At 68.4% G+C, this 17710-nt stretch carries 17 protein-coding genes; 11 read left to right on the top strand and 6 right to left on the bottom strand.

From position 1 onward, the window contains the following. The first annotated feature begins 58 nt into the window (after window positions 1-58). A complete protein-coding gene (locus ABZ195_RS08705) occupies window positions 59-1156 on the top strand; it encodes an AbrB family transcriptional regulator (RefSeq protein WP_355216714.1) in 1098 nt (365 codons plus the stop codon). On the opposite strand, the gene ABZ195_RS08710 is transcribed toward ABZ195_RS08705, so the two are convergent. Further along, window positions 1102-1878 (bottom strand): purine-nucleoside phosphorylase, encoded by a 777-nt coding sequence (locus ABZ195_RS08710; RefSeq protein ID WP_355217042.1) that lies wholly within the window; start codon window positions 1876-1878, stop codon window positions 1102-1104. The two genes, ABZ195_RS08705 and ABZ195_RS08710, sit on opposite strands and share 55 nt — an antisense overlap. Window positions 1879-2063: 185 nt before the next feature. Between ABZ195_RS08710 and ABZ195_RS08715 the strand changes: the two genes are divergently transcribed. Continuing rightward, window positions 2064-3248, top strand: coding sequence for a M20 family metallopeptidase (locus tag ABZ195_RS08715; protein ID WP_355216716.1), 1185 nt, complete (start codon window positions 2064-2066; stop codon window positions 3246-3248). After that, window positions 3245-4414 carry an amidohydrolase gene (locus tag ABZ195_RS08720; protein WP_355216718.1) on the top strand — a complete coding sequence of 390 codons (1170 nt, stop codon included), beginning with the start codon at window positions 3245-3247 and terminating at the stop codon, window positions 4412-4414. Before ABZ195_RS08715 ends, ABZ195_RS08720 begins: the two co-directional genes overlap by 4 nt. A gap of 25 nt (window positions 4415-4439) precedes the next feature. On the opposite strand, the gene ABZ195_RS08725 is transcribed toward ABZ195_RS08720, so the two are convergent. Continuing rightward, window positions 4440-4913 (bottom strand): gamma-glutamylcyclotransferase, encoded by a 474-nt coding sequence (locus ABZ195_RS08725; protein WP_355216720.1) that lies wholly within the window; start codon window positions 4911-4913, stop codon window positions 4440-4442. Between the two features lie 104 nt (window positions 4914-5017). On the opposite strand from ABZ195_RS08725, the gene ABZ195_RS08730 reads away from it, so the two are divergent. The 5 genes from ABZ195_RS08730 to ABZ195_RS08750 all read left to right on the top strand — a co-directional run bounded on the left by ABZ195_RS08730 (window position 5018) and on the right by ABZ195_RS08750 (window position 11380). Beyond that, complete coding sequence (locus ABZ195_RS08730) at window positions 5018-6433, top strand: NAD(P)H-quinone dehydrogenase (protein WP_355216722.1); 1416 nt, start codon at window positions 5018-5020, stop codon at window positions 6431-6433. 81 nt (window positions 6434-6514) lie between these two features. Then, window positions 6515-8266, top strand: a complete 1752-nt coding sequence (locus ABZ195_RS08735; RefSeq protein ID WP_355217044.1) for a glycerol-3-phosphate dehydrogenase/oxidase — start codon at window positions 6515-6517, stop codon at window positions 8264-8266. Then, window positions 8263-9138: a pseudouridine synthase gene (locus ABZ195_RS08740; protein WP_355216723.1), complete on the top strand. Its 876-nt coding sequence runs from the start codon at window positions 8263-8265 to the stop codon at window positions 9136-9138. The genes ABZ195_RS08735 and ABZ195_RS08740 overlap by 4 nt, the downstream gene beginning before the upstream one ends. A 5-nt stretch (window positions 9139-9143) precedes the next feature. Next, window positions 9144-9914, top strand: coding sequence for an SDR family oxidoreductase (locus tag ABZ195_RS08745; RefSeq protein ID WP_355216725.1), 771 nt, complete (start codon window positions 9144-9146; stop codon window positions 9912-9914). A 113-nt stretch (window positions 9915-10027) separates the two neighbouring features. Next, window positions 10028-11380 (top strand): HNH endonuclease signature motif containing protein, encoded by a 1353-nt coding sequence (locus ABZ195_RS08750; RefSeq protein ID WP_355216727.1) that lies wholly within the window; start codon window positions 10028-10030, stop codon window positions 11378-11380. On the opposite strand, the gene pip is transcribed toward ABZ195_RS08750, so the two are convergent. From pip to ABZ195_RS08765, 3 genes are read right to left on the bottom strand one after another with little or no spacing between them, the layout of a single operon-like run. Further along, complete coding sequence (gene pip / locus ABZ195_RS08755) at window positions 11364-12320, bottom strand: prolyl aminopeptidase (RefSeq protein ID WP_355216729.1); 957 nt, start codon at window positions 12318-12320, stop codon at window positions 11364-11366. The two genes, ABZ195_RS08750 and pip, sit on opposite strands and share 17 nt — an antisense overlap. Further along, window positions 12320-13102, bottom strand: a complete 783-nt coding sequence (locus ABZ195_RS08760; protein WP_355216730.1) for an enoyl-CoA hydratase-related protein — start codon at window positions 13100-13102, stop codon at window positions 12320-12322. Before ABZ195_RS08760 ends, pip begins: the two co-directional genes overlap by 1 nt. A 24-nt stretch (window positions 13103-13126) precedes the next feature. Beyond that, window positions 13127-13813, bottom strand: a complete 687-nt coding sequence (locus ABZ195_RS08765; RefSeq protein ID WP_355216731.1) for a TetR family transcriptional regulator — start codon at window positions 13811-13813, stop codon at window positions 13127-13129. A 70-nt stretch (window positions 13814-13883) separates the two neighbouring features. Between ABZ195_RS08765 and ABZ195_RS08770 the strand changes: the two genes are divergently transcribed. Both ABZ195_RS08770 and ABZ195_RS08775 read left to right on the top strand, forming a co-directional pair. After that, complete coding sequence (locus tag ABZ195_RS08770; RefSeq protein WP_355216733.1) at window positions 13884-14957, top strand: ferredoxin reductase; 1074 nt, start codon at window positions 13884-13886, stop codon at window positions 14955-14957. Window positions 14958-14993: 36 nt separating this feature from the next. Next, window positions 14994-16139 (top strand): acyl-CoA desaturase, encoded by a 1146-nt coding sequence (locus tag ABZ195_RS08775; RefSeq protein WP_355217046.1) that lies wholly within the window; start codon window positions 14994-14996, stop codon window positions 16137-16139. Between the two features lie 82 nt (window positions 16140-16221). On the opposite strand, the gene nei2 is transcribed toward ABZ195_RS08775, so the two are convergent. Next, window positions 16222-16992 (bottom strand): endonuclease VIII Nei2, encoded by a 771-nt coding sequence (gene nei2 / locus ABZ195_RS08780; RefSeq protein ID WP_355216734.1) that lies wholly within the window; start codon window positions 16990-16992, stop codon window positions 16222-16224. 194 nt (window positions 16993-17186) lie between these two features. Between nei2 and ABZ195_RS08785 the strand changes: the two genes are divergently transcribed. After that, window positions 17187-17708 (top strand): MSMEG_0572/Sll0783 family nitrogen starvation response protein, encoded by a 522-nt coding sequence (locus ABZ195_RS08785; RefSeq protein ID WP_142553523.1) that lies wholly within the window; start codon window positions 17187-17189, stop codon window positions 17706-17708. The last annotated feature ends 2 nt before the right edge of the window (window positions 17709-17710 follow it).

Consider the following 17710-nt stretch of genomic DNA (forward strand, 5'->3'; position numbering starts at 1 on the left):
TATCAGCTGCACTTCTACCAGTTTGAGATCATGAAAAGACAAGCGCATACTTGTGTTCATGTGGAAGTGGGTGCTGCTGGTAGCGGTCACGGTCGCGGTCACGGTGCCGCTGGACCTGATCGGCGTTCCCTCGGCGGCGCTGTTCGCCGCGCTGATCGTCGGCATCGTGCTGGCGCTGGTCTCCCTCGCCCCGAAGGGTGTTCCCCGCAGGGCGGGCATCGCCGCCCAGGGGGTGCTCGGCGTCTACATCGGCACGATGGTCCACCGCGACGCGCTCACCGCCCTGGGTTCGGACTGGCCCGTCGTCCTCGGCGTCGCCGTGTGCACGCTGGTGCTCAGCATCGGCGCGGGTGCCCTCCTGGGCTTGCATCGCGACATGAGTCCGCTCACCGGATCCCTGGCCCTGGTGGCCGGCGGCGCCTCAGGTCTGGTCGCGATCGCCCGCGAACTCGGTGGTGACGACCGGGTCGTCGCCGTGGTGCAGTACCTGCGCGTGGCGTTGATCACCTCGTCCATGCCGATCGTCGTCACCGTCGTCTACCACGCGGAGAAGACCGGGCACGCCGCCGCACCGACCCAAGGCAGCTCTGCGCCTTGGTATACGAGCATCGCCATGTTGATTGTCATCGTGCTCGTCGGCGCCACCGCGGGCCGGCTTGCCCGGATGCCCGGATCGGGACTGCTCGGCCCGATGGCCGTCACCATCGCCCTGGAGCTGACCGGCACCTCGTTCGGATTGTCGGTTCCGATGGCCCTGGTGCAACTCGGCTACGCGGTGATCGGATGGCAAGCGGGTGTGGCGTTCACGCGTGAGTCCATGCGTGCGATCGGTCGCGCCCTTCCGGCGGCGCTGGGACTCATCGTGGTGCTCAACGTGGCGTGTGCCGGCCTCGGCGTCCTGCTTGCGCACGCCACGGGCATCAGCATGCTGGAGGGGTACCTGTCGACCAGCCCGGGCGGCATCTACGCCGTGCTGGCCACGGCGGTGGAGACCGGCTCCAACGTCACGTTCATCGTGGCTGCACAGGTCATGCGAGTGCTGTTGATGCTGTTCGCCGCACCGCTGATAGCCCGCGGGCTGGCCAAGCTGACGCGACGCCCTCAGACCAGCGCCAGCACCTCGGCGAGCAGGGAACCCATCCGCGTCGCGGACTGACGCCCCGCCTCGAGCACCTCGGCGTGACTCAACGGCGCACCGGTCATGCCGGCCGCCAGATTCGTCACCAGCGAGACGCCGAGCACCTCGGCACCGCAAGCGCGCGCCGCGATCGTCTCGTGCACCGTCGACATGCCCACCAGGTCGGCGCCCAGCGTACGAAGCATCCGAATCTCGGCCGGCGTCTCGTAGTGCGGGCCGGGCAGTCCGGCGTAGACCCCCTCGGCCAGCGACGAATCCGTCTCGCGGGCGAGGGCCCGCAGGCGCGGCGAGTACGCGTCGACCAGGTCGACGAACTGCGCACCCACCAGGGGGGAGCGCGCCGTCAGGTTGAGGTGATCGCTGATGAGTACCGGCTGCCCCACCGCGTAGTCCTCGCGCAGGCCGCCCGCGGCGTTGGTCAGTACCACGCTGCGCGCACCCGCCGCGCAGGCCGTCCGCACCGGATGCACGACGTGGCGTAGGTCGTGACCCTCGTAGGCGTGAATCCGGCCGAGCAGCACCAGGACTCGCGTGTCTCCGACCGTCACGACCTGCGCCTGGCCGCCGTGGCCCGCAGCCGATGGTGGAGTGAAGCCGGGCAACTCGGCCATCGGCACGACGGCCGACGGTTCGCCGAGCTCCGCGGCGGCCGGCGCCCAACCCGAACCGAGCACGACCGCGACGTCGACCGAGTCGACGCCGAGCCGACTCAAGAGTGCGGCCGCGGCCTCGTCGGCCATGGACTGCGGGTCGATCGATGCGGGGCTCACGGCGGGAAAGCGTACCGGCGACCCACGAGATTGCACTCAGTCCGAGGAAGTGCGAGTGGCGGCCCGCGTGAGCGCAATCTCGGGATGCGGGAGCTCCGATTAGCGCCTGCTTAGCGCCTGCGCGGAGCGAAGGGGGTCGGTGAGATACTGCTCCGATGCCCACCGCCACAGCGTCGACGATCGTCGAGGACGTCGTCCGACGACGTCGTGGCGACCTCGTCGAGCTGTCCCACTCGATCCATGCCGAGCCGGAACTGGCATTCGACGAGCACCGCAGCTGCGCCAAGACCCAGGCGCTGGCCGCCGAGCGGGGCTTCGAGGTCACCGCGGCGGTCGGGGGACTCGACACCGCGTTTCGCGCGGTCTTCGGCTCCGGCTCGCTGGTGGTCGGCATCTGCGCCGAGTACGACGCGCTCCCGGGCATCGGCCACGCCTGCGGGCACAACATCATCGCGGCCTCCGCGGTGGGCACCGCGTTGGCCCTGGCCGAGGTGGCCGACCAGCTGGACCTGACGGTGGTCCTGCTCGGCACCCCCGCGGAGGAGGCCGGCGGTGGCAAGGCGCTGATGCTCGAGGCCGGCGTGTTCGACGACGTCGCGGCGACGGTGATGCTGCACGCCGGGCCGATCGACATCGCCCGCGCCCGGTCCCTGGCCCTGTCCCAGGTGGCGGTGGAGTACGTCGGCCGCGAAGCCCACGCCGCCGTCGCCCCCTATCTCGGACTGAACGCCGCCGACGCCATCACGGTGTCCCAGGTGGCGATCGGACTGCTGCGCCAGCAGTTCGCGCCGGGCCAGATGGCGCACGGCATCGTCACCGACGGCGGCCAAGCCACCAACGTGATCCCCGCCCGCACCGAGATGCAGTACACGATGCGCGCCAACGACTCCGGGTCGTTGCGCGAGCTGGAGGCCAGGATGGCCGACTGCTTCCTGGCCGGGGCGGTGGCCACGGGCTGCAGCCACGAGGTCCAGGCGACCGAGCCGTCGTACCTGGAACTGACACCGGACAGGTGGCTCGCCGACGTGTTCCGCGCCGAGATGGTGCGGCTCGGTCGGACACCCGTCGCCGCGGAGATCGAGGCGGCACTGCCGCTGGGCAGCACCGACATGGGCAACGTCACGCAGGTCATGCCCGGCATCCATCCGATCGTCGGCATCGACGCCGACGGCGCATCCATCCATCAGCAGGCGTTCGCGGCGGCCGCCGCCGGACCGAGCGCCGACGAGGCCGTCATCGAGGGAGCCGTCATGCTGGCCCGCACCGTCGTGGAGCTCGCCGAAACACCTGCCCAGCGCGACAGGGTGACCGAGCTCAAGGTGAGGCGCGATCGCCCGTGAGCATCCAGGATTCGACCAACGCCTGGCTCGATGCCAACTACGACGAGCTCGTCGCCTGGCGCCGACACGTTCACCAGCACCCCGAGCTGGGACGCCAGGAGTTCGACACCACCCAGTTCGTCGCATCGCGGCTGGCCGACGCCGGCCTCAACCCCAAGGTGCTGCCGGGTGGCACCGGCCTGACGTGTGACTTCGGGCCCGAGCACGAGCCGAGGATTGCGCTGCGCGCCGACATGGACGCGCTCCCGATGGCCGAACGGACGGGGTTGCCGTTCGCGTCCTCGACGCCGGGCGTCGCGCACGCCTGCGGTCACGACGGTCACACGGCCGTCCTGCTCGGGGCGGGGCTGGCACTGGCATCGGTGCCCGAACTGCCCGTCGGAGTGCGCCTGGTCTTCCAGCCCGCCGAGGAGCTGATGCCCGGCGGTGCCATCGACGCGATCGCCGCCGGCGCCCTGAACGGGGTGTCGCGAATCTTCGCGCTGCACTGCGACCCCCGGCTGGAGGTCGGCAAGGTCGCGATCCGACCGGGACCGATCACCTCGGCGGCCGACCAGGTCGAGATCACGTTGCACTCACCGGGCGGGCACACCTCGCGCCCGCACCTGACCGGCGATCTGGTGTACGCACTGGGCACCCTGATCACCGGCGTGCCCGGCGTCCTGTCGCGTCGGGTGGACCCACGCAACAGCACCGTCATGGTGTGGGGCGCGGTCAACGCGGGCGTCGCGGCCAACGCCATCCCGCAGACCGGGAGCATCGCCGGCACCATTCGGACCGCGAGCCGCGAGGCGTGGGTGGCGATGGAGGAACTGGTCCGCGAGATCGTGTCGTCGCTCCTGGCTCCGCTGCAGGTGCAGTACAGCGTGCACTACCGCCGCGGCGTGCCGCCGGTGGTCAACGAGTCGGTCTCCACCCGCATCTTCACCCATGCCATCGAGGCCATCGGCCCCGACGTCCTCACCGACACCCGGCAGTCCGGCGGTGGAGAGGACTTCTCCTGGTACCTCGAGGACGTTCCCGGCGCGATGGCGCGCCTGGGCGTCTGGCCGGGAACCGGTCCGCAGCTCGACCTGCACCAGCCGACCTTCGACCTCGACGAGAGGGCGCTGGGCGTGGGTGTTCGGGTGTTCACCAACATCATCGAGCAGAGCGCCGGGTTGTAGGCACCGCGCGCCGTACGGCGCCGGGTCAGGTACCAGGCCCGATGTTGCGCGCCGGCCGGGTGCGGAGGTCGTGCACGTATTCCGCTGGGGCGCCGGCGATCTCGGCGGCCTCGGCCATCACACCGAGGTAGCGCGCCGAGGGGATCCCACCTTCCCAGGCATCGACGACGTACAACCACGCCAGCACCGGATCGGTGCTGGTGTCGGAGGACTCGCGATGTACCCGGCACCGGATCTTCTTGTGGAAGCCGAGTTCGGAGCCCTCCCAGCGGTCGAGGTTCTCCTCGTCCTCCTTGGTCATGTCGTAGAGGACGACGAACACCTTCGACAGGGGATCCTCGACGAGGGTTGCGAGCGCACCCTCCCAGCTGAGGTCCTCGCCGCCAAAGGTCAGTCGCCACCCATGCAGCCACCCCGTGCCCGCCATCGGCGAGTGGGGTGCGCGCTGCAACATCTGCTCCGGATGCATGTTCGATCCGTAGGCGGCGTAGATCGGCACGGCGGTAAGCCTAAGGGGTGCCGGCTGGATCAGACAGCTCAGCGTCGCCGAGCGCGCGCCTCACTTGCTCGGAGGACGCGGCGGTCAGGGACTAGGTTGTGTCCGTGGCTACCCGAATCGTGATCATCGGCGGCGGTCCCGCCGGGTATGAGGCTGCACTCGTCGCCGCGGGACGCGGGCCAGACGTCGCGCAGGTGACCATCGTCGACTCCGACGGCATCGGTGGCGCGTGCGTGTTGTGGGACTGCGTGCCCTCGAAGACGTTCATCGCCTCGACCGGCGTGCGCACCGAGCTCCGGCGTGCCGACGGACTCGGCTTCGACATCAAGATCGAGGACGCCAAGATCTCGCTGCCGCAGATCCACAACCGGGTGAAGACGTTGGCCCGCTCACAGTCCGCCGACATCGGCTCCAACCTGCTCCGTGAAGGCGTGACGATCGTGCACGGCCGCGGCGAACTCGTCGACGACCTTCCCGGCATGGCACACCACCGGGTGAAGGTCACCACCCCCGACGGAAAGATCGGCGTGCTCAAGGCCGACGTCGTGTTGATCGCCACCGGCGCCCGGCCCCGGGTGCTGCCCAACGCCGCGCCCGACGGCGAACGCATCCTGAACTGGCGCCAGCTCTACGATCTCTCCGAGCTGCCCGAACACCTGGTCATCGTCGGATCGGGCGTCACCGGCGCCGAATTCTGCAGTGCCTATACCGAGTTGGGCGTCAAGGTCACCGTGGTGGCCAGCCGCGACCAGATCCTGCCGCACGAGGACTCCGACGCCGCCGCGGTGCTCGAGGAGGCGTTCAACGAACGCGGCGTGAAGCTGGTCAAGAACGCCCGCGCGGACTCGGTCACGCGCACCGCGACGGGCGTCGTGGTGGCGATGGCCGACGGCCGCAAGGTCGAGGGCAGCCACGCTCTGATGACGGTCGGCTCGGTGCCCAACACCGAGGGCCTCGGCCTCGAGAGGGTCGGAATCGAGCTCAGCCGGGGCAATTACCTTTCGGTGGACCGGGTCTCGCGGACGTCGGCGGCCGGAATCTACGCCGCCGGTGACTGCACCGGGCTCCTGCCGCTGGCCTCGGTGGCCGCGATGCAGGGCCGCATCGCGATGTATCACGCACTCGGCGAAGGAGTCTCGCCGATCCGGTTGCGCACCGTCGCCGCCGCGGTGTTCACCAGGCCGGAGATCGCCGCGGTCGGCGTGCCGCAGACCGCCATCGACAACGGGACGGTTCCGGCCCGCACCCTGATGTTGCCGCTGACCACCAACGCCAGGGCGAAGATGTCGCTGCTGCGCCGCGGCTTCGTGAAGATCTTCTGCCGGCCGGCGACCGGCGTCGTCATAGGCGGCGTCGTGGTCGCGCCCATCGCCTCGGAGCTGATCCTGCCGATCGCCCTGGCGGTGCAGAACCGGATCTCGGTGACCGACCTCGCCCAGACGCTGTCGGTGTATCCGTCGCTGTCCGGCTCGACCGTCGAGGCGGCACGTCGCCTGATGGCTCACGACGATCTGGACTGAAGCCACGTAGGCTCGCAGGCGTACGCCTACCGACGAGTAACGAGAAGGTGCATGGCCGTGAGCGACGCTCGTGAGCGAACCATCGGCGCAGTCGACCCCATCCCCGGCCCGGGCAACGGCCAGACCCTCCTCGGCCCCGAATGGCGAGCTCAGGCCTGGGATCGTCTCGGCAGCGAGCAGTTCGACGTCGTCGTCATCGGGGGTGGCGTCGTGGGCGCCGGGGCGGCCCTGGACGCCGCCACCCGCGGGCTCAAGGTGGCGCTGGTCGAGGCGCGTGACTTCGCCTCCGGCACGTCGAGCCGCTCCTCGAAGATGTTCCACGGCGGCCTTCGCTACCTCGAACAACTGGAGTTCGGTCTGGTCAGGGAGGCGTTGCACGAACGTGAGTTGTCGCTGACCACGCTGGCCCCGCACCTCGTCAAGCCGCTGCCGTTCCTGTTCCCCCTCACCAAGCGGCTCTGGGAGCGGCCCTACGTCGCGGCGGGCATCTTCCTCTACGACCAACTCGGCGGCGCGAAGTCGGTGCCCGCACAGAAGCATCTGCTCAAGGCGGGTGCGCTGCGTCTCGCGCCCGGGCTCAAGCGCAGTTCCCTGATCGGCGGGATCCGCTACTACGACACCGTGGTCGACGACGCCCGCCACACCATGATGGTGGCCCGCACGGCCGCGCACTACGGTGCGGTGGTCCGGACGTCGACGCAGGTGGTGTCGCTTCTCCGTGAGGGTGACCGGGTGACCGGGGTACGCGTGCGCGACTCCGAGGACGGGGCGTCGACGGAGGTCCGCGGGCACGTCGTCGTCAACGCCACCGGCGTCTGGACCGACGAGATCCAGGCCCTGTCCAAGCAGCGCGGCCGCTTTCGGGTGCGTGCCTCGAAGGGCGTGCACGTCGTGGTTCCCCGCGACCGCATCGTCAGCGAGGTCGCGATCATCCTGCGGACCGAGAAGTCGGTCCTGTTCGTCATCCCGTGGGGGGCGCACTGGATCATCGGCACCACCGACACCGATTGGAATCTCGACCTCGCGCACCCCGCCGCGACCAAGGCCGACATCGACTACATCCTCACGACGGTCAACACCGTGCTGGCGACCCCGCTGAACCACGACGACATCGACGGCGTCTACGCCGGGTTGCGTCCGTTGTTGGCGGGTGAGAGCGAGGAGACCTCCAAGCTGTCCCGGGAGCACGCCGTGGCCACGCCGTCGCCGGGCCTCGTCGCGATCGCCGGTGGCAAGTACACGACCTACCGGGTGATGGGTGAGGACGCGATCGACGCCGCAGCCGAATTCGTCCCCACGCGGGTGGCGCCGTCCATCACCGAGAAGGTGCCGCTGATGGGTGCCGACGGCTACTTCGCCCTCATCAACCAAACCGAACACGTCGGCGCGCACTACGACCTCCACCCGTACCGGGTGCGGCATCTGCTGGATCGCTACGGGTCGCTGATCGGCGAGGTGCTGGCGATGGCCGAGGGCCGGCCGGAGCTGTTGACGCCCATCACCGAGGCGCCCGTCTACCTCAAGGTCGAGGCGTATTACGCCGCCGCGGCCGAGGGTGCCCTGCACCTCGAGGACATCCTGGCGCGCCGGATGCGGATCTCCATCGAGTATCCGCACCGTGGGGTCGACTGCGCCCGCGAGGTCGCCGAAGTCGTTGCCCCCGTGCTGGGTTGGAGCGCCGAGGACGTCGACCGCGAGGTGAACACCTACACCGCCCGCGTCGAGGCCGAGGTCGTGTCGCAGACTCAGCCGGACGACGAGTCGGCCGACGCCCTGCGCGCCGCCGCCCCCGAGGCGCGGGCCGAGATCCTCGAGCCGGTGCCCTTGACGTGAGGCGTCCCGCGCCTCTTCCGGTCCGGGACGGTCTCGGGCCGGTGCGGGTGCGGTTGCGCGGCGGTGCCGTGCTCGTCGAACTCGCCAATCGGTTCGGCGAGGCCGCGGCGGCGAAAGTGCTTGCCGGAGAAGTGGTCTGCGCCGATGGAACCGTCGTCGGCGCGGCGACGGTCCTGCCGCCGAATGCGGACGTCTACCTGTACCGCGACCTGCCCGACGAGGTCGCCGTCCCGTTCGAGGTGCCGGTGCTGTACCGCGACGACAACGTGCTCGTCGTGGACAAGCCGCACTTCCTGGCGACGATGCCACGCGGCGGTCACGTCGCAGAGACCGCGTTGGTCCGGCTGCGCCGCTCGCTGGACCTGCCGGACCTCGCACCGGCGCACCGGCTGGACAGGCTGACCGCCGGGGTGCTGCTCTTCACGGTGCGACGGGAGGTTCGCGGGGCCTATCAGACGATGTTCGCCCGCGGCGAGGTGAGCAAGACCTATTTGGCGCGTGCGCCGATCGATCCGGCGCTGACGTTGCCGAGGGTGGTCCGCAGCCGAATCATCAAGGAGCGCAGTCGGTTGCAGGCCTTCGAGCAGCACGGCGAACCGAACGCCGAGACGGTGGTCGAGCACCTTGGCGACGGGCTCTACCGGCTTACTCCGCGCACCGGGCGGACGCATCAGCTACGGGTGCACATGGCCTCGCTCAGGGTGCCGATCCTCGGTGACTCCCTGTATCCCGAGGTGGTCGACGTGGCGGCGCACGATTTCACGCGGCCGTTGCAGCTGCTGGCTCAGCGGCTGGAGTTCGACGATCCGGTCACGAAGGTGGGCCGTTCGTTCGAGAGTGCCCGGACGCTTCGGGGCGACGTGGTCTACTGACCGTCGTGGATCGCACAGCATTCGACACACTATTCGACATGACCGGCCGCACGGTCGTCGTGACGGGCGGCACCAGGGGCATCGGCCTCGCGCTGGCGGAGGGCTTCGTGCTCGCCGGTGCGAACGTCGTGGTGGCCAGCCGCAAGGCCGATGCGTGCGAGGAGACCGCTGCCCATCTCCGTCGCCTGGGCGGTCACGCCATCGGCATCCCCGTCCACGCCGGGGACATCGACGGTTTCGACGTTCTGGTGGAGGGCACGCTCTCGGAGTTCGGCGGTCTCGACGTGCTCGTGAACAACGCCGCCAACGCATTGGCCCAGCCGCTCGGGGAGATGACGCCCGAGGCGTGGGCCAAGTCCAACGACGTCAATGTCCGCGGCCCGGTCTTCCTGACGCAGAAGGCGTTGCCGCACTTGAAGAAGAGCGATCATGCGGCGGTGCTACACATCGTGTCGGTCGGCGCGTTCGGGTTCGCCGCCGACCTGTCGATGTACGCGGCGGGCAAGGCGGCACTGATGTCGTATACGCGCTCGATGGCGGCGGCCTTCGTCGCAGATGGCATCAGGGTCAACGCGATCGCGCCGGGGCCCGTCGACACCGACATGATGCGCAACAATCCCCAAGAGGCGATCGACGCCATGACCCGTGGAACATTGATGAAGCGGTTGGGCACACCCGACGAGTTGGTGGGTGCCGCGCTGTTGTTGTGCTCGGACGCAGGCAGTTTCATCACCGGAACGATGATCATCGTCGATGGCGGCGGCACCCCGCGCTAGGTAGGCTTACCCGCCTCTGAGCGAACCGTCTTCGGGTAAATCCCTTGTGTCACAGTGGTTTCAGATGTCACAGGGTAGCCTTTCTTGTCGGTGGGTCGTACTAGTGTTCGAGTATGAGTTCGGCTCGGGTCACCGCAGTAGTCGCGGGAATCCGCGCTGCGCTCGGCGATCTCCTCGAGCTGGATTGCGACCAGTTCACTCACCGCGAATTGGTGGAACTGCTCGGTGAACTCGAGAGCGTGACGTGGCAGCTGCCTGCGGTCGGGCATCGGGTGATCGCCCGGCTGCAACGCGAAGCCTCGCCGGCGGAACTGGGCGCGAAGTCGTTGGGCTCGGTGCTCACCCAACGGTTGCGGATCTCCGGCAAGGAAGCCCGCCGCCGGTTACGCGAGGCCGAGGACCTCGGACCCCGCACCACTTTCACCGGAGCACCCCTGGAACCGACGTTGGCACCTACCGCCGACGCCCAAGCCCGCGGAGCGGTGGGACCCGAACACATCACCGTCATCACGGGGTTCCTGGACCGGCTGCCCGGCTGGGTGGACCCCGAGGTGCGAGACCTCTCGGAGAAGACGTTGGTGACGATCGGATCGTCCACCGGCCCCGAGGAGTTGCGCCGCGCTGCGGACAAGCTCGCCGTCGCCATCGACCAGGACGGCCCCGAGCCCGACGACTCCGACCGCGCCCGGAAACGATTCCTGCGATTGGGGCCGCAGCAGGCCGACGGGATGAGCCGGCTCACCGGGCTCCTGGGCCCCGAAGCCCGGGCGGTCGTCGAGCCGATCCTCGCCAAACTGGCCGCACCCGGAATGTGCAACCCGGCCGATCACGAACCTCGCACCTCCGGCACCCCGTCGGCAGAGCAGATCGACGGCGATGACCGCAGCGTCGGGCAGCGCAACCACGACGCGCTCGTCGCCATCGGACGCTCTGTTCTGTCATCGGGGGAACTCGGTCAGCACAACGGCTTACCCGTCACCGTCATCGTGTCCACCACCCTGCAAGACCTCGAAGCCGGAGCCGGGTCCGGGGTCACCGGCGGCGGGTCACTGCTGCCGATGGCGGACCTGATCCGGATGGCCGCCCACGCCCACCACTACCTGGCGGTGTTCGACGAGCACACCAATCAAGCCCTCTACCTCGGCCGCACCAAACGCCTCGCCTCAGCAGCCCAACGAATCGTGCTGCACGCCCGCGATCGCGGGTGCACCAAGCCCGGCTGCACCGTCCCCGGGTACGGCACCCAGGTGCACCACATGACCGGCTGGGCCCACAACGGGCAGACCGACATCGACGACGTCACCTTCACCTGCGGCGGGGACAACCGGCTCGCCGAAACCGGCTGGACCGTCGCACTCGTCGACGGGGTGGTGCAGTGGATCCCACCCCCGCAACTCGACGTCGGCCAAGCCCGAATCAACTACCTCCACCACCCCGAACGACTGCTGGTCACACCTGACGGCTGACGTCGTCGAGGAAGTCGACGAGATGTTCGGCCATCACGCCACCGGAGCTGTGTCCCACCCCCGGCACCAAGTGCAGGCGGGCGGCTGGCCACCTCTGCGCAAGCTGCCACGGAGTCTCGGAGGGGCAGCTCAGGTCGAGGCGACCGTGGATCAACACCGCCGGCAGGTGGGCGATGCGCCCGACGTCGCGCAGCAGTTCCCCGGCGGGAAGCCAGGCGGCGTGCCGCCAATAATGGGTGACCAAGCGCGCAAAGCACATTCGGTACACGGGGTCGCCATAGCGCGCCGGCGGCGGTCGGGTTCCGTCGACGTCGACGTGGCTGGCCTCCCAATCGCACCAGTCCCGGGCAGCCTTCTCGCGCACCCGCGCATCCGGGTCGGCCAGCAATCGGGCGTAACCGTCGGCGAGGTTGCCGTCGCGGTCCGCCTCGGGCAGCTGGTCACGGAAGCGAGACCATGCCTCGGGGAACAGTCGGCCGACGTCGCGGGTGATCCAATCGACGTCGGCTGGACCGGTGGTGGTGACGGCGGTCAGCGCGAGGGCGGTGACGCGGTCGGGATGCCGCTCGGCGTAGGCCAGCGACAGGGTCGTGCCCCAGGACCAGCCCGCGAGCAACCAACGTTCCACCCCAAGGTGCTCTCTGAGCTGCTCCATGTCTGCAATTAGGTGATGAGTCGTGTTGGTGGCCAGGTCCACTGCGGCGTCGGCGGCATGGGGCGTGCTGCGGCCGCATCCACGTTGGTCGAAGGCGATGATGCGGTATCGCTCGGGGTCGAAGGATCGCCGCATTCCCGGTACGCACCCCGACCCGGGACCGCCGTGCACGAGGACGGCAGGTGCGCCGCCGGGGTTCCCGGATGCCTCCCAATGGATCTGGTGGCCGTCGCCCACGTCGAGTAGGCCGGAGGCATACGGTTCGATCTCAGGGTAGGCGGCCATCACTGCTTCTTGCGGGTGGCGAACGCGGCCGTCGCCTCCTCGAGTTCACCCGTCGTGGTCGACAGCACCTGGCTGCGGTTCTCCAGGTGCAACGCCGCCTGCAGGCTGGGTGCCTCCAGATTGGCCCACAGCACCTGCTTGGTCGACTCGAGACCGAACGTGCCGTAACCGCAGAGTGTTTCGGCGACGGTCATGGCCTCGTCCAGAACCGGGCCCGTGGCGATGCGTGAGACCAGGCCGATGCGCAGGGCTTCGTCGGACTCGACCGTGCGCGCGGTGAGGATCAGGTCGAAGGCCTGTCCCGCTCCCACGATGCGGGGCAGCGTGTAGCTCACGCCGATGTCGCACCCGCCGAGCCCCAGTTTGATGAACTGGGTGCAGAATCGCGCCGAAGTGGACGCGATGCGGATGTCGGACGCCATGGCCAATGCGAACCCACCGCCGTAGGCGGGGCCGTTGACCGCGGCGATCACGGGCTGTCGCAGCGTGCTCAGCTTGACGGTCAGTTCGGCGATGCGCTCCTGCCACCGCATGCTCGAGCGCGGGAACGGCAGTCGCTTGGCGGCGTCGGGGAAGGGATCGGTCAGGTCCAGGCCCGAGCAGAATCCACGCCCCGCCCCCGTCAGGACGACGACGCGGCAGGAATCGTCGCGGTCGAGGTCGTCGAGGACGTGGTGTAGCTCCTCGACGAGGTCATGGTTGAGCGCATTGAGCTTGTCGGGCCGGTTGAGCGTCAGGACGACGACGTCGGGGCGTGGGCGGCTCGACTCGAGATGCGACATGGCGACTCAGCCTATGGGCGGGTCTCAGTCCTTACTGTGCCATCCGCTGATTCCCACGATGATCAACCGGAGTTGCTTGACGGCCGTGTGACGAATCTCGTCCAACGCCGCGGCGTCCGCGGCGTCCTCGATGGCCTCGGCGATCGAGATCATCGCGTTGACGAACAGGCTGGCGAGCATGTTCAGATCCTCGGAGCTCCACGAGTTGAGACCGGGGAAGCGGGTGAGGTCGATGGCCAGCTCGGAGGTGATCAGGCGGATCTCGGTGCGGATCGCGTAGCGCAGCACGGTCACCCCGCTGTTGCGTTCGCGTCCGATGAAGCGCCAGTGCTCGCGGCGCTCGTTGACCCCGGCGATGAGGATGTCCACCGTCGACTCGATGACCCGACTCGGATCGAGCTTGCCCGCTCTCGCGCCGCGCAACATGTCGCGCAGGGCGCGGAACGACTCGTCGATCAAGACGAGGCCGAGAGAATCCATCGAATCGAAGTGTCGATAGAAGGCGGCGGGCACGATGCCGGCCTCGCGGGTCACTTCGCGCAGGCTCAACGCGCTGAAGCTGCGTTCCTCGAGAAGTCGCAGGGCGCCGGCCACGATCGCCCGCCGGGTCTCCTCCTTGCGCTCCTCGCGAGACCGCGGGTCGCGGGAGGAACGCGAGGATCCCGACCGTCCCGAACGGGATGATCGTGAACTGGGCGTACGTTCGTTCACCGTTGTGAAACCTACCACAACCTGGTCAAAAGGCATTGACTGTTCGGGTTCGTGGACGCACGGTATACACATGTTCACTCAAACCAAGACGCTGAGCCTGCGGGACAGAGTGCTGCGGTCGCCTCTGCTGGACTTGCTGACTGGACCGCACGGCGTCGATCGCTACGCGGAGCTCGTCGAGCCGACGTGGACGGTGGGCGAGAGCCGAGCCAAGGTGGTCGCGGTTCGCCGTCAGACGCCACGCAGCGTCACCCTCGTCCTGGAACCGAACTCGGCCTTCGCGGCCGGGCCGGCCCTTCGGGCCGGGCAGCACGTCAACCTCACCGTCGAGGTCGACGGGCGTCGGCAGACGCGCTGCTACTCGCCGGCCAACGCCGAGGGCGATCGCTTGGTCGAACTCACCATCGGCGTGCACGACGACGGCGTGGTGTCGACGCACCTCTTCCGCAACGCCCGGCCCGGCATGGTCGTCGGCCTCGACGTCGTCGGCGGCGACTTCACCCTGCCCGCGACGCCTCCGCGCAACGTGCTGTTCGTCTCCGGCGGCAGTGGCATCACCCCGGTGCTGTCCATGGCGCGGACCCTGGCACGCCAGGAGGGGGACCGCGACGTCACCTTCGTCCATTACGCGCGCACTCCGGAGGAGGCGTGCTACCGGGCCGAACTCGCGACCTTGTCCGGCGTCCGCGTTCGCCACGGCTTCTCGCGTACCTCCGAGGGAGGTGACCTGACGGGATACTTCGGACCGGAGCATCTCGTCGACGTGCCCACTCCCGACGCGGTGTACGTGTGCGGGCCGCCCGCCCTCGTCGACGCCGTCCGTGCGCAGTTCCCGCAGGCCCGCTTCGAGAGCTTCGTCCCCCCGGTGTTCGAGGTCCCGGCCGACGGATCCGGCGGCATCGTTGCATTCGCCGAGAGCGGCGTCGAGGTCACCGACGACGGTCGCTCGCTGCTCGAGCAGGCCGAGGCCGCCGGCCTCTCGCCGCAGAGTGGATGCCGAATGGGCATCTGCCACACCTGTACGCGTCGCAAGACCAGCGGCGCGGTCAAGAACCGCATCACCGGTGCCGTCTCGGCAGCCGACGAGGAAGACGTTCAGATCTGCGTCTCCGTGCCCGTCGGTGACGTCGAACTCGCCCTGTAGACCCAACCAACCGAGAAGGAGTTCGCCATGACCGCCATGCTCGAGAAGCCCACCGCCGACATCGAAGACGACGTCGCCGAGGTCCTGCCCAAGCCCATCCGACAGGCGATCACCAAGATCGTCGGCGGCAAGCCCGTCACGATGACCCCCGAGATGGCCGACGCCTTCGGCGCCGAACTCGACGCCCTGCGAGAGCGCGTCGTCGCCGATCTCGGCGAGCGCGACGCCACCTACATCCGCCGAGTAATCAAGGCGCAGCGCGCACTCGAGGTCGGCGGCCGAGCCATGCTGTTCGCCGGCATCCTCCCACCGGCGTGGATCGCGGGCACCGCGATGCTGGCCGCGTCGAAGATCCTCGACAACATGGAGATTGGCCACAACGTCATGCACGGCCAGTACGACTGGATGGGCGACCCCGCCCTCACCAGCCGCAACTTCGAGTGGGACACGGCCTGCCCCGGCGACCAGTGGCGGCACTCCCACAACTACATGCACCACACCTACACCAACATCGTGGACATGGACCGCGACATCGGCTACGGCATCCTGCGCATGAGCGAAGACCAGCGGTGGACGCCCTACTACTACGGCAACCCCGTCTACGCGTTCCTGCTGATGATCCTGTTCCAGTACGGCGTCGCACTGCACGAGCTGGAGACCGAGCGCATCCGTGCCGGCGAGATCAGCATCGCCGACAAGCGCGAGACGCTGAAGGGCATCTGGAGCAAGGTCAAGCGGCAGACCCTGAAGGACTACGTGGCCTTCCCGCTGCTCGCCGGTCCGTTCGCCCCGTGGGTGTTCACCGGCAACCTGACGGCCAACCTGATCCGCAACATTTGGTCCTACGCGATCATCTTCTGCGGCCACTTCCCGGATGGCACACAGGAATTCACCAAGGAGGAGACCGCGAACGAGACTCGCGGCATGTGGTACTTCCGCCAGATCCTCGGCTCGGCCAACCTGACGGGCGGCAAGCTGTTCCACGTGATGAGCGGCAACCTGTCCTTCCAGATCGAGCACCACCTGTTCCCGGACATCCCGGCCTTCCGGCATGCCGAGATCGCGCCCGAGGTGCAGGAGATCTGTGAGCGCTACGGCATTCCCTACAACAAGGGGCCGCTGCCGCAACAGTTCGCCACGGTCGTGCGCAAGATCTGCAAGCTGGCGCTGCCCTGGAACTGATTCCATCCCGACGCTCGCGCCGAGACTACGGTTGCCGCACGATTCCACCGAGAATCGCGCACCAACGTAGTCTCGGCGCGTTCTACGTTTGGCACACCGGGCACCAGAACGAGATCCGCTCGGTGCCGGTGACCTGTGCCCGGTCGGATTCGATCGTCGTCCCGCAGCGGCGGCAGGGCCGTCCGACGCGGCCGTACACCCACAGATCGGCACCGGAGCGGGTGTTTCCGGTGGTAGTGCGGTTGACGCGGGACCGGTTCAGCCACAACATGTCCCGAGCCCGCTGCACGATCCGCAACGGATCCTTGACCGCGCTGACCGGCGAACTGGGCAGGCGCCCCGACACGAAGCACAGTTCATTGGCGTAGACGTTGCCGACGCCGGCCATCACCCGTTGGTCCAGCAGTGTCTCGGCCAGCGGGCGATCCGGATCCGCCGTCAGGTTGGCCGCGGCGACCCTGGGCTCCCAATCGTCGCCGAGCAGATCCGGACCCAGATGGGCCACGGCCTCCATGTCCATCTCGCGCTGCAGGATCTCCAGGACGCCGAGGTCGACGCCGGCCGCCCGAGAGTCCGCGGTCTCCAGCAGGATCCGCACCTTGTGCTGTGGCACGCGGCGGATCTGACCGTCGACGAGCCACGCGCCGTCCATCTTCAGGTGCGAGTGGATGCTCGCGTCCCCGACTCGGATGAACAGGTGCTTGCCGCGGCTGAGCACTTCGTCGACCACCTCGCCGGTCAGATCCACGGTGGCGAACTTCGGCACACGCACGTCGCACCGTGTCAGCGCCTTGCCCACCAATGCGGTCCGCAACTTGTCCGCAGCACGGAAGACGGTGTCACCTTCGGGCATGGGGTGAACCTACCCGCATCCTCGATTGTTACGCGCGCGTGTCGACGGTGAGGTGCCGATAACCGAAACGTATTCCTGCGATGACCATTCGGAAACGTGCGGCTTCTCTAATTGGGCCAAGCCTTGATCACCTGGCCCGCCGGCAGCGCCGCCGAGTTCGAAGAAACCTCACTACGAAGATCCTGGAGTCCGCCATGTCGTTCGACGATTCGATCGCCGAGAAGATCAAGACCTCCCTCGCGGAGATCCCGCACCCGTCGTTGCCCAAGGGGTCCAACATCTACGGCGGCACCAAGATCTTCCCCGACTACCAGGCCGAGGAAGGTGAAAGCTACTTCACGCTGGTGCACGGGATCGCCCACGAATCGTCGGTCAGCTTCGTCGCGGTGCTGCAGGCCACCAGGGCGCTGCGCAAGGGCTTCGAGTCCGCCCTCTACTTCTATGGGCCGGGCTCGATCAACTGCCTGGCCACCCGCGGCTTCCCGAAGACCGGCGACTCGGGCTTCCCCGGCGAGCAGAACATCAACGACTCCCTGGCCACCTTCATCGCCGAGGGCGGCACGGTGTTCTGCTGCCGATTCGGTCTCGCGCTGCACGGCGGTCGCGAAGAAGACCTGATCGAGGGTGTCATCCCGGCCCATCCGCTCGACGTGCAGGACGCGCTCATCTACTACGCGCGCAAGGGCGCAATCGTCAATTCCACCTACATGGTCTAGGC

The organism is Mycobacterium sp. NPDC006124 (genome assembly GCF_040614235.1).
Lineage (GTDB): Bacteria > Actinomycetota > Actinomycetes > Mycobacteriales > Mycobacteriaceae > Mycobacterium.

Bases quoted from the DNA above. Each gene is read 5' to 3' on its own strand.
- ABZ195_RS08705 (WP_355216714.1), top strand. From the start codon at position 59: ATGTGGAAGTGGGTGCTGCTGGTAGCGGTCACGGTCGCGGTCACGGTG.
- ABZ195_RS08710 (WP_355217042.1), bottom strand. From the start codon at position 1,878: ATGGCCGACGAGGCCGCGGCCGCACTCTTGAGTCGGCTCGGCGTCGAC.
- ABZ195_RS08715 (WP_355216716.1), top strand. From the start codon at position 2,064: ATGCCCACCGCCACAGCGTCGACGATCGTCGAGGACGTCGTCCGACGA.
- ABZ195_RS08750 (WP_355216727.1), top strand. From the start codon at position 10,028: ATGAGTTCGGCTCGGGTCACCGCAGTAGTCGCGGGAATCCGCGCTGCG.
- pip (WP_355216729.1), bottom strand. From the start codon at position 12,320: ATGGCCGCCTACCCTGAGATCGAACCGTATGCCTCCGGCCTACTCGAC.
- ABZ195_RS08760 (WP_355216730.1), bottom strand. From the start codon at position 13,102: ATGTCGCATCTCGAGTCGAGCCGCCCACGCCCCGACGTCGTCGTCCTG.
- ABZ195_RS08770 (WP_355216733.1), top strand. From the start codon at position 13,884: ATGTTCACTCAAACCAAGACGCTGAGCCTGCGGGACAGAGTGCTGCGG.
- ABZ195_RS08775 (WP_355217046.1), top strand. From the start codon at position 14,994: ATGCTCGAGAAGCCCACCGCCGACATCGAAGACGACGTCGCCGAGGTC.
- nei2 (WP_355216734.1), bottom strand. From the start codon at position 16,992: ATGCCCGAAGGTGACACCGTCTTCCGTGCTGCGGACAAGTTGCGGACC.
- ABZ195_RS08785 (WP_142553523.1), top strand. From the start codon at position 17,187: ATGTCGTTCGACGATTCGATCGCCGAGAAGATCAAGACCTCCCTCGCG.